The 10,000-nt window shown below is 50.1% G+C and carries 13 protein-coding genes; 3 read left to right on the top strand and 10 right to left on the bottom strand.

The annotated features are described in order from the left end of the window. Positions 1 to 221, bottom strand: a 221-nt coding sequence (locus LDL35_RS15250) for an SLC13 family permease (RefSeq protein ID WP_369694870.1), incomplete at its 3' end; no start/stop codon positions are given. 142 nt (positions 222 to 363) lie between these two features. Between LDL35_RS15250 and LDL35_RS00155 the strand changes: the two genes are divergently transcribed. From LDL35_RS00155 to hxlB, 3 genes are all read left to right on the top strand, one after another. Next, positions 364 to 1,416, top strand: coding sequence for a DUF3821 domain-containing protein (locus LDL35_RS00155; RefSeq protein ID WP_304018290.1), 1,053 nt, complete (start codon positions 364 to 366; stop codon positions 1,414 to 1,416). 96 nt (positions 1,417 to 1,512) lie between these two features. After that, positions 1,513 to 3,000 carry a bifunctional phosphoribosylaminoimidazolecarboxamide formyltransferase/IMP cyclohydrolase gene (purH, locus tag LDL35_RS00150; RefSeq protein ID WP_304018289.1) on the top strand — a complete coding sequence of 496 codons (1,488 nt, stop codon included), beginning with the start codon at positions 1,513 to 1,515 and terminating at the stop codon, positions 2,998 to 3,000. A gap of 47 nt (positions 3,001 to 3,047) precedes the next feature. Beyond that, entirely contained in the window at positions 3,048 to 3,680 is a 633-nt protein-coding gene (gene hxlB, locus LDL35_RS00145; protein ID WP_304018287.1) for a 6-phospho-3-hexuloisomerase, read from the top strand. Between the two features lie 5 nt (positions 3,681 to 3,685). Here the strand turns inward: hxlB and LDL35_RS00140 are convergent, their stop codons facing one another. The 9 genes from LDL35_RS00140 to ftsY form a co-directional block, all read right to left on the bottom strand. Then, positions 3,686 to 4,246 carry a HemK2/MTQ2 family protein methyltransferase gene (locus LDL35_RS00140; protein ID WP_304018286.1) on the bottom strand — a complete coding sequence of 187 codons (561 nt, stop codon included), beginning with the start codon at positions 4,244 to 4,246 and terminating at the stop codon, positions 3,686 to 3,688. After that, entirely contained in the window at positions 4,230 to 5,000 is a 771-nt protein-coding gene (rsmA, locus tag LDL35_RS00135; RefSeq protein ID WP_304018284.1) for a 16S rRNA (adenine(1518)-N(6)/adenine(1519)-N(6))-dimethyltransferase RsmA, read from the bottom strand. The genes LDL35_RS00140 and rsmA overlap by 17 nt, the downstream gene beginning before the upstream one ends. After that, on the bottom strand, positions 4,997 to 5,557 hold the full coding sequence (locus LDL35_RS00130; protein ID WP_304018282.1) for a DUF655 domain-containing protein: 561 nt from the start codon (positions 5,555 to 5,557) through the stop codon (positions 4,997 to 4,999). Before LDL35_RS00130 ends, rsmA begins: the two co-directional genes overlap by 4 nt. Before the next feature lie 10 nt (positions 5,558 to 5,567). Then, the gene (locus LDL35_RS00125) at positions 5,568 to 5,921 is read right to left on the bottom strand and encodes an RNA polymerase Rpb4 family protein (protein WP_011449965.1); all 354 of its coding nucleotides are present in this window, start codon (positions 5,919 to 5,921) and stop codon (positions 5,568 to 5,570) included. A gap of 21 nt (positions 5,922 to 5,942) precedes the next feature. Then, positions 5,943 to 6,236: a 50S ribosomal protein L21e gene (locus LDL35_RS00120; RefSeq protein ID WP_011449964.1), complete on the bottom strand. Its 294-nt coding sequence runs from the start codon at positions 6,234 to 6,236 to the stop codon at positions 5,943 to 5,945. Then, positions 6,223 to 7,470: a tRNA pseudouridine(54/55) synthase Pus10 gene (locus LDL35_RS00115; RefSeq protein WP_304018278.1), complete on the bottom strand. Its 1,248-nt coding sequence runs from the start codon at positions 7,468 to 7,470 to the stop codon at positions 6,223 to 6,225. The genes LDL35_RS00120 and LDL35_RS00115 overlap by 14 nt, the downstream gene beginning before the upstream one ends. Continuing rightward, the gene (trmY, locus tag LDL35_RS00110; protein ID WP_304018276.1) at positions 7,461 to 8,045 is read right to left on the bottom strand and encodes a tRNA (pseudouridine(54)-N(1))-methyltransferase TrmY; all 585 of its coding nucleotides are present in this window, start codon (positions 8,043 to 8,045) and stop codon (positions 7,461 to 7,463) included. Before trmY ends, LDL35_RS00115 begins: the two co-directional genes overlap by 10 nt. After that, positions 8,045 to 9,358 carry a signal recognition particle protein Srp54 gene (locus tag LDL35_RS00105; RefSeq protein ID WP_304018275.1) on the bottom strand — a complete coding sequence of 438 codons (1,314 nt, stop codon included), beginning with the start codon at positions 9,356 to 9,358 and terminating at the stop codon, positions 8,045 to 8,047. Before LDL35_RS00105 ends, trmY begins: the two co-directional genes overlap by 1 nt. Beyond that, a partial coding sequence (ftsY, locus tag LDL35_RS00100) for a signal recognition particle-docking protein FtsY (protein ID WP_304018273.1) occupies positions 9,358 to 10,000 on the bottom strand: 643 nt, incomplete at its 5' end. The genes LDL35_RS00105 and ftsY, both read right to left, overlap by 1 nt.

Raw genomic sequence — 10,000 nt, 5'->3', positions numbered from 1 at the left:
GATGATGCATGCCGGCAGATCCACGAGATACACTGTTCCAAAAGCCCGCTGTTTTTTACCCCCTCACCAACGATGAACATACCAAACAAAAAGAGCATGACCCCGGGGTTGATGGCAAGGACTGCATCATACGGTGATATCTGTCCGGTAACAAGGGTCAGAACTGCCCCGGCCAGCATCACCTGCCAGATTGAGAAGGAAAACCGGCCGACCTGACGGATTGCAATCAGGACAAAGACAAGACCCAGAATAACAAGAGCGAACTGCGTGATAGTACTCTTCCTTCATGGAATATGATGCTCTCGCCTTACCTAAGTCCTTCAGCACGCAAATATCTAAAAAAAGCGAAAATGATACTTTATTATGGATTTGTCCAGATTTTTCCTGATACTCATACTCTCTCTTCTCCTCTTCGGGACCGGGGCATATGCACTGGATTCAAAAATTCCAAAGGAAGGGACGGTATTTGTCGGAGAAAATGACCTTGATATATCAGATTGTAATGTCAGGGCAGGGGATGAGATCGCATTCTGGAGTTCAGGCTCCCCTGAGGGAACACCAGACTCCCGTGCGAAAGTAATGGATACCAGGCATTTTTTTGTGGATCCTGCATTCTTTTCCGGTAAAACCGGAACCTGGTACGGGCTCATCAGTAAAAAACCCGTGTTCAAGGTTGAAGATCCCTGGATTCAGCTTGATGTGGTAGAGCAGGGGATTGATCACGAGCCGGAATGGATCAAAAAAGGGAATCTTGTTTCATTTAAGATATCATCCAATATGTATCTGTTACAGGAGCGGCCAGGTTCTGCAGGAGTTCCAGTCAGGATCAATCTGACCGGTCCGAATGAGACGACATTCACGACGCTTCAGTCACCAACCGGGACATATAATCTAGAGAAAATATTCGTCTACTATAGTCCCTTTGACACCGGGGCAGTCTGGGAAACCAAGGATGATGAAAAGTATCCTGAAGGGGAATATACTGCGTGGGCCACCATTCTGGCAAATGATATCGCCGAGAAGAACTCAGGGGACGGCGTGACAACCAGTCTGAAAACGACCTTTGTGTTAAGTAAGATAAAACCAGAAAAGGAGAAGGAATCACAAAAGGACACTTCTGATAAAAAGTCAAAGTCATCAGAAAAGGAAGAATCAGATAGTTCAGGCACAAAGACCAGGACTCCCACCCTGACACCCACTCCCACTCCGACAGAAACGCCGGTTCCTGAACTGACCCTTGATATTACTCCAATTATCACTCAGTCCTCTATCGATGTGACCGCAAAACCGACAAAACCCCCGCTTCCCTCTCCGCCCAAAGAAAAACCATCAGCACAAAAACAACCGCTCGGCGTTGTAGTCTGCCTTCTGTCTCTTCTGGCAGTGATGATGGCGGTGGCTGGAAAAAGAAGATAATACAAATATCCCAATTTTTTTGATTTTCATCCGGCTCTGGTCGTCAGACAGGATGTCCAGTATCCTCATTATAGCTGATGACCCACGTAGTACTACATGAAGCGTGCACTCCTTTCAGTCTGGAACAAGGACGGTATCATCGACCTTGCCCGGACTTTGCACCAGGCCGGGATTGAACTTTTGAGCTCGGGGGGAACCGCAAAAGTTCTCACTACCGCAGGCATCCCCATCATCGAAGTATCAGAATATACCGGATTTCCGGAGATGATGGATGGCCGGGTCAAGACATTACACCCGAAAATTCATGGAGGGATTCTCGGCCGGAGAGGTACTGACGATGCCGTAATGAAAGAGCATAATATCGGCCCGATAGATCTCGTAGTGGTCAATCTCTATCCCTTTGAAGAGATGACAAAACAGTCTCTTCCCCTGGATGAACTGATCGAATTCATCGATATCGGCGGGCCGGCGATGATACGGGCTGCAGCAAAAAATTTTCAGGACGTTCTTGTCGTGATTGATCCTGCAGATTATCCAGCACTTATGAATGCCGTATCATCCAAAAAGCCATTCACCAGGGAAGAGCGACTTGCCTATGCCAGGAAAGTCTTTGCCCGTATGGCAGCCTATGACGGAGCCATCAGCAACTATCTGTATGGTCTTGAAGGAGAGTTGCCTTCTGTATATTCGGTCCAGTTCAGAAATGGCCGGATGCTGCGGTATGGTGAAAACCCTCACCAGGTTGCTGCAGTCTATGGGGAGAGCGGGATTGGTGGGAGCCTTCCGCTTCAGGGGAAAGCCATGTCATACAATAATTACCTTGACGTCGATGCGGCCGTCGGGCTTCTCCGTGAATTTGATGAATGTGCAGCAGTTATTGTGAAACACAATAATCCCTGTGGGGTTGCGACCGGAGAGACCATCCGCGATGTATACCTTGCAGCCAGGGATGTGGACCCGGTCTCCGCATATGGTGGCATTGTAGCGGTCAACCGGGAGGTTACTCCAGACCTGGCCAGAGAGATTGCCTCGATCTTTATAGAAGTGCTTGTTGCCCCATCTTTCTCTGACGAGGCAAGGGAGATACTGAAGACCAAGGAAAACCTCCGCCTTCTTCATCTCACCGATCCTGCAGGAAATCCAGCGGTAAGAACCATTGACGGTGGTGCTCTTGTACAGGTGACACCTGTTCAGAGAGAGGAATGGCAGGTGGTAACAGACCGGGACCCGACCGCTGATGAAGAGGCGGCCATGATGCTTGCGATGAAGGTCTGTAAACATGTGAAAAGTAACGCCATCGTCTTTGCAGATAAAAACAGAGCCCTTGGCATTGGTGCCGGACAGATGAGCCGGGTTGATAGTGCAAAGATAGCCATCTCGAAGGCGCAGTTCCCCCTGAAAGGCTCTGTTGTTGCATCAGATGCATTCCTCCCATTTTCTGATACCCTTGAGGTCGCCGCCGAGGCAGGGGCAACCGCCCTTATCCAGCCTGGGGGATCAATCCGGGACAACGAAGTCATTGCTGAGGCAAACCGGAGGAAGATGGCGATGGTCTTTACCGGAATCAGATATTTCAGGCATTAAGCAAAGGAAGATGAACTACCAAAACAAACGAAAATACAGCATATTTCATGTCTTCACCAACCCCAGCAGAACCATGTATCCCCCTCCGGGATATTATGTCCATGATGATCTCCCGCATCGGTGAGATTGCCGAGACGCTCAGGCAGGATCAGGTTGATTGTTTCATATCTGCACTGATGTCGGCAGACCGGATATTTGTCATCGGTGCTGGCCGGTCAGGGTTTGTTGCAAAATCCTTTGCCATGCGCCTGATGCATCTGGGTCTGACCTCCTATGTGGTAGGAGAGACAGTCACTCCTTCATTTCACAAGAATGATACCCTCATTGCATTTTCAGGTTCAGGAAAGACAAAATCGGTCATGGAGGCATGTGAGACCACCCGTCAGATAGGCGGTCAGATCTGTCTGATCACCGGTTCCAGGGTCTCACCAATGGCAGAGATTGCGGATTGCGTGGTTCTTTTGGATACCGAAGAAGAGAGTTGCCATGTCGGTCCTGATCATTTTGACCTCCGGCAGCTTCGTGGTGAACACCGGTCAATATCAGCTGCCTGCACCCCCCTCGGAACCCTGTTTGAGACTACTGCCATGATATTTGCAGATTCTGTTATCAGTGCCCTGATTGAGATGAAACACTGTTCTATTGAAGAGATTATGCATCGGTACACCAATATGCAATAATCGACTCACCCTTTTTTCAGCCGGTATATCCTCAGTTCCTCGCCATCTTCAAGGATCTCATGACCGGCGATAGTATAAGAAAAGCCGGTTTTTTTAAAGATCTCCTCGCATTTTTCAAAATGCTGGAGTGAGGAGATTATAATCAAAACCCGTCCACCGGGTATCAGAACATCAGGAACCAGATGAAGAAACCGGGTAAGTGGCCCTCTCCCGTCCGGCCCTCCGTCCAGGGCATACTCAAGCCAGTCATCGCATCGTTCATCTGGTCTCGTTGGTATGTATGGTGGATTAAAGAGGATAAGAGAAAAAATCCGGCGAAGACCGGCGATAAAGTCAGTTCTTACAACCTGGATTCCTCTTGCATAAGCAGACAGCACGGCATGAGGGTTTATGTCGGTTGCAACGACCATCCGACAGTCCTGAATAGATGAGGCAACATATCCGCTCCCGGTCCCCACTTCAAGGACGATATCATCAGGTGTTATCTCCGCCTGAGCCAGCCTGAGCAGAAAAAAGGTATCTTCTCTGGGCGGGTATATCTGCCCCTCATCAGGAACTGAGCTCATTGGAGATGGTGGCAAAATCTTCAAGGTAGAGTGCCTCCGGTCGTGATGAGAGAATTTCCGGGTTAAGATCCCTGATGACCGAATCAATCTTCTCTTTTCCAAATCTCCCTGCAAGTGCTTTCAGGGTGGACTGTACCGTCTTTCTCCGCCTGGTGAAGAGCTCGCGGATGAGGTCTTCATAGATCTTTCGGTCATGAATCGGGAATAATGGTTCCCTTGGTTCAATCCACATGACCGTAGATTTGACGGCAGGTGGTGGAGAGAAAGCTCCGGGTGGAAGATCAAAGCACCGGTTCGCCCTTGCATAGGTCTGGAGCATAATAGAAAGTCTCCCACAGTCACGGGTTCCCGGATGGGCCATCATCCGGTCTGCAAACTCTTTCTGATACATAAGTATTGCAGCTTCAAAACCGATGTCCAGCAGCCGGAAGGTTATGGGAGAAGATATGGAATACGGAAGGTTTGCCATAACGATCTCAAATGGCGGGAGGGGCACCTTCACGGCATCCCCCCGGAGGAGTGTAAGAGATCCGTCTGCAATTTCAGATGCAAACCGCTCTTCTAAACGTTCGATAAGGATGCTGTCAAGTTCAACAGAAATGACTCTGGCACCCCGTTTTAGAAGGGCCTCTGTCAGGATGCCCTCGCCCGGACCTATCTCAAGAACGATCCGGCCAAAGATGTCCAGGAGATCTGCTATCCGGGCAACAATCCGGGGATCAGTCAGAAAATGCTGGTCCCGGTATGCTCTCATCGTGACGTAAAGAGATGATATTTTACGTTCGGATCCTGAATCTCTTCCAGTATCCTGTTCAGGATCATCCGATCAGGGTGCGGGATGGTTTTGATTCTCTGAGATATATCTGCAAAGCTATCAAACTGTTTCTTCTCGCGCTCTTCGATGATCTCCCACATCAGTTTCTTCCCGATACCGGGGAGCAGGTGGAGCATATGCAGTTTCGGAGTGATCGGAATTGCACGGTTGTAAAAGTCGACAAAGTCTCTCTCCCGATCCTTTACTATCCGTTCAATTGCAAAAGAGAGTTCCTGGACTGCACTGTGGGTCAGTTCATCGTACCTGAGCCGACGCTTCACCCGTTCAATCTTGGGCCGCTCTCCACCCCCGATGTATACCAGTTCACCGATGTCAAGTGTCAGACTTTTTGGGATCAGTTCAAGAAGTTTGAACTGTTCTACGCCGACTGCCTGAACAACCGGTTCCCTTTTGTACATCGGCCGGGGATCATCAGGGTATCCTTTGGGAAGGATATCCAGAACTACTGCATTGATCTCTTTTTTTTCCTCTTTCATGGGTATCAGCCTATCTGAAGTGAGAAATCACCAGATCAATGATTGCATCGAGTTCTTCGGGGGTGTGAGAAAATTTATCCCTGCCAAATACTGCCCGCACTTCATCCCGTGTCCGTGGCATGACATTTGCAATGCGGTATGCCACGTCAGGTTTTACCTTATCCAGCTGCAGCAGTGCCTGCACGAGTTCCTTGGATTTCTCTGCAGATGTTTTTGAGATCTGATTGGCATGTTCAATACTGCGCCGAAGCTCATATGACATCTCTTTGCCCTTTTCAAGTCGTGCAGCTTCCACATTCAGGAGCTCTTCTTTCAATTCGGGGAGAGTAATTGCTTTTTCCTGCAGGATTCCTTTTATCTTCATGCCAATCTTCCTCTATTTCCTTTAGAACTGCTGTGCACGGAGGTGCTGGGGGCGTGAGATGACCGTTTTGAATTTGTTACCGTCACGGATCTCAACCAGCCAGGCACGGCCCCGCTGACCGACAACTGAGCCGGTCTTGCCATGGAATCTGCGGTGGGGCATTCCTTTCTGAATGCTCGGTTCACAAACGATATGAACCTTCTGTCCGAGTTCAAACTGCTGGATGACCCGGGTTACCGGAAGAACACCACGTGATCTGAGATCTTTCTTGAATTTATACCGAGTCTTTTTTCGTGGGCCGTTATGAAGTGCCATGAGATTTCACCTGATCTATTCCTTCCACGTGAATGACATCGAGCTGTACAACACGTGCAGGAGTGTTCAGGACCTCTGTCAGACTAGGCGTCGTCCGTCCCTGGTCACCGGATATCAGCTCTTTAATATACAGGCCGGCTTCACCGGTGACCTCAAGTACGAAGTCCTTTCCCTCTTTTCCTGTATATCTGATATCGAGAACGCCCCGTTCACGTACTTTATCTGCTCTCCGATGGGCTACCCGTGTTGGCGTGCGCTGACGAATTAAAGCCCCCGATAGTTGCTGTACGGCTGATTGAAGGGCGGTATCCGGGACGGAACCGTCTATATCGACCAGAATCCTGTATTTTTTATGCCCCTTGTGACTCTTTAAGGTTTCCACCTCTGATCTGGCACTCCATCTGATGTCGGTAACTCCTACCCTGCCTTCATTATACGTATTAATGGCATCTTCGAGGGCTTTCGGATCGGCATCCCTGATCCGGGGGTTCACAATCTCCAGGATAAACGGCCTTCCTGACCCGACCATTATCGCGTCGATGTCTTCTCGTCCTGCGCCGTGAAGAAACACCCGTTCTGCCTTGAAAATGGGGAGCAGAGGTGCACCGATGAGTTCTTCCACCGAGTCCCGGTACTGTTTTCCGGTCCCGTCACAGGCTTCACACCCGGCGCCCTTACAGGCTCTGCATGCCCAGTGAGTCTGGGGAATCCCCCGCTCATACTTAAAATATCTTCCATAGAGAAAGAGCGGACGAATCTGTACCTCAATGGTGCCATTGCTGATATTAAGGACTGCAGTCAGATCCGGGTTCTTCGTATCACCGACCAGGGAGGATTTTGCTGCAACACGTTTTCCCACCTCACGGTTTATCTCAGATTTGAGCGGTTCAGGATCAGAGAGGACGAGATCACTCCACACCATCTCTTCAGACTCACTCATGAGGGGAGGAACCTTTGATCCGATGACAAATGTCTTTCCTTCAATTCCTGAAAATGCGTCAATGACCCGGTCAGCCCATGTATTCGTGGACGTAAAAAAGTCTCCACAAATCCAGCAGGGTTCCTTCTGTTCCTGATATGGCTGGTTCAACGTCAGTGCAGCTGCAATCCGGATGCCTTTCCCTCTCTGATCATTTGAGAGGCCAAAGGATCGTTTTGCGACCATCCGACCAAGACAGTGGTCACAAATATCTCCATATTCTGTTACTTTCTGGTATAATTCAGTCAGATCCATCCTGATCTCCTTCGATCGATTTCATTGAGGATAAGAACAATCGCATGGTCTGCATGCACAATTGCCGGCCCGAGAGAATATTTAGGGATATCCCTGGTAAGTTCAATCTCATCGTCTGAAAAGTTCCGGTTGTCTGAGAGGAGAAATGCATCAGGCAGTTCTTCAGTGGGCACCTTTCTGATATCAGTCCCGGACTCATCAAGAACGGCATAGTGTTTCTCTGAAAGCTGGTCTGCCAGTGTTCCTTTCCTTGTCAGAAGACCTGGTCCTGCTTTGCGGAAGGTTTTTCCGGCAGGGATCGCTAATGCTCTCTTGATTGACGACGCGATATTCCGTTCATCAGGAGAGAGGCTTCTGAGTGCTGATCCATCAAACCGGATGATCCGACCAGGATGCGGCTGACCAAGAAGCATGATATCACAGATGGTATCCTCACGGATGCCATGAGACAAAAAAAGGGAGGATGCAACGGCCCGGCAGAGGAGGTCCATTCTTCCCCCTTTCCCGGGAAGATCATCAAGCGGGAACGATGCATCTGTACATGCGGTATGGCCGATGACGGTAAAGGATGTCATCAGCCCATTTTCCCAAACTTCTTCATCAGTCGCTGCATACCCTTTTCTCCTCCCTTCAGGCCCTTGAATGTCCGCTTCATCATCTTATAGTATTTGATCAACTCGCGGACTTCTTCAAGCTGGGCACCAGCACCCTGTGCTATCCGCTGAATACGTGATCCATTCAGGACGGTCGGATCATCCAGTTCAGTCGCGGTCATCGAGTCCATGATAACCCGGTACTTACCCATCTTTGAAGCGGTCACATCAAGCGCTTCGGTGGGGAGATCCATCCCGCCGAGTGGCAGCATGGAAAGGACCTGTTTTAACGGCCCCATCTTATTGACCGCCTCAAGCTGGCGGTACATATCCCGGAGTGTGAACTTGCCGGAGAGCATGGCATTGACATCGATGTCCTGCTCATCGATCGACTCCTGGACCCGCTCGGCAAGGGCCTTGAGATCGCCCATACCAAGAAGTCGTGAGATGTAGCTGTTCGGATCAAACCATTCAAGATCCTCGATGGTCTCTCCCTGACCGATAAAGACGATCCCGGATCCGGTCTCGGCAACTGCCGACATGGCACCACCTCCCTTTGCGGTACCGTCCATCTTGGTGATGATGACACCGTCAATGGAGACCGCCTCATGAAACCTCCTGGCCTGTTCGCGTGCCTGCTGACCAAGTGCAGCATCCAGAACCAGCCACCGGTGTGTTGCCTTCGTAATCTCGTTGAGGTCAATAATCTCGGTGATAAGATCATCCTCAAGGGCATGACGACCCTGGGTATCAACAATGATGACCTCTTCCTTCAGCTGGGCAAGGCCTTCCCTGACGATCTTCCTGGCATCATGTTCAGATGGATCACCAAAGCAGGGAACATGAACCTTGTCACAGAGGGTTTTTATCTGAGTGTAGGCACCCGGACGGAAGGTATCAGCACAGATGACCGCAACCCGCATCCCCTTTCGCTTAAAAAACCTGGCTAATTTTGCGGTCGTTGTGGTCTTTCCTGAACCCTGCAGACCGGCCATCAGGATGATCTGCTTTCCAAGGGTGACCTCAACCTTCTGACCGACAAGGGCGACCAGTTCCTCATAAACGATCCGGAGAACATGCTCCCGCGCCGTCACACCTTTTGGTGGCTGCTCATCAAGGGCCCGTTTTTTGATGGTCTGTGAGAGCTGCATCACCTGCTTGACGTTCACATCCGCCTGAAGCAGCGCCCGCTGCAGGTCTTTTACCAGTTCTTCCACTGCAGCCCGGTCAATGACGGTCTTGCCGGCAAGTTTTCGCAGGGCATCCTTCAGGTTCGATCCCAGGTTGTCAAGCATTATGCATCACCCAGCAGATCGGCAACAACAAGACGGGGGTTAAAGGCCATAACATCATCATATCCCTGTCCGGTCCCGATAAAGAGGAGCGGTTTTCCAACGGCATATGCAACAGATATTGCAGCCCCTCCTTTTGGATCCATATCGACCTTGGTGAGCATGATGGCATCCATCCCGACTGACTTTGCAAACTCTTCAGCACGGATGACGGCATCATTTCCGGCAACCGCCTCATCAACATACACGATGAGGTCAGGATTTATGACTCTGCGTATCTTTGCCAGCTGGTTCATCAGGTTTGCCCGGTTATGGAACCGTCCGGCGGTATCTCCAAGGACCACATCAATCTTATGTGCCCGGGCATATTCCACCGTATCAAAGAGGACAGCGGTCGGGTCTGATCCCTCCTGGTGCTGAATGACCTTTACTCCAAGCCGCTCACCATGAACATCGATCTGTTCTATGGCACCGGCCCGGAAGGTATCTCCGGCACCAAGAACAACAGAAAATCCGTTTTTCTGTAAAAATCTGGTGACTTTTGCGATAGAGGTGGTCTTCCCTGTGCCATTTACCCCGGTGAAGAGAATCTTGACCGGACGTTCATGCTCTCTGATAAATGCACAGATATCAACCCCTTCACCA

This window comes from Methanospirillum hungatei, assembly GCF_020216685.1.
GTDB lineage: Archaea > Halobacteriota > Methanomicrobia > Methanomicrobiales > Methanospirillaceae > Methanospirillum > Methanospirillum hungatei_B.
Note: the sequence above shows the minus strand (reverse complement) of the source record. Positions and strands in the feature narration are given on the sequence as shown.

Bases quoted from the DNA above. Each gene is read 5' to 3' on its own strand.
- LDL35_RS00155 (WP_304018290.1), top strand. From the start codon at position 364: ATGGATTTGTCCAGATTTTTCCTGATACTCATACTCTCTCTTCTCCTC.
- purH (WP_304018289.1), top strand. From the start codon at position 1,513: ATGAAGCGTGCACTCCTTTCAGTCTGGAACAAGGACGGTATCATCGAC.
- hxlB (WP_304018287.1), top strand. From the start codon at position 3,048: ATGTCTTCACCAACCCCAGCAGAACCATGTATCCCCCTCCGGGATATT.
- LDL35_RS00140 (WP_304018286.1), bottom strand. From the start codon at position 4,246: ATGAGCTCAGTTCCTGATGAGGGGCAGATATACCCGCCCAGAGAAGAT.
- rsmA (WP_304018284.1), bottom strand. From the start codon at position 5,000: ATGAGAGCATACCGGGACCAGCATTTTCTGACTGATCCCCGGATTGTT.
- LDL35_RS00130 (WP_304018282.1), bottom strand. From the start codon at position 5,557: ATGAAAGAGGAAAAAAAAGAGATCAATGCAGTAGTTCTGGATATCCTT.
- LDL35_RS00125 (WP_011449965.1), bottom strand. From the start codon at position 5,921: ATGAAGATAAAAGGAATCCTGCAGGAAAAAGCAATTACTCTCCCCGAA.
- LDL35_RS00120 (WP_011449964.1), bottom strand. From the start codon at position 6,236: ATGGCACTTCATAACGGCCCACGAAAAAAGACTCGGTATAAATTCAAG.
- LDL35_RS00115 (WP_304018278.1), bottom strand. From the start codon at position 7,470: ATGGATCTGACTGAATTATACCAGAAAGTAACAGAATATGGAGATATT.
- trmY (WP_304018276.1), bottom strand. From the start codon at position 8,045: ATGACATCCTTTACCGTCATCGGCCATACCGCATGTACAGATGCATCG.
- LDL35_RS00105 (WP_304018275.1), bottom strand. From the start codon at position 9,358: ATGCTTGACAACCTGGGATCGAACCTGAAGGATGCCCTGCGAAAACTT.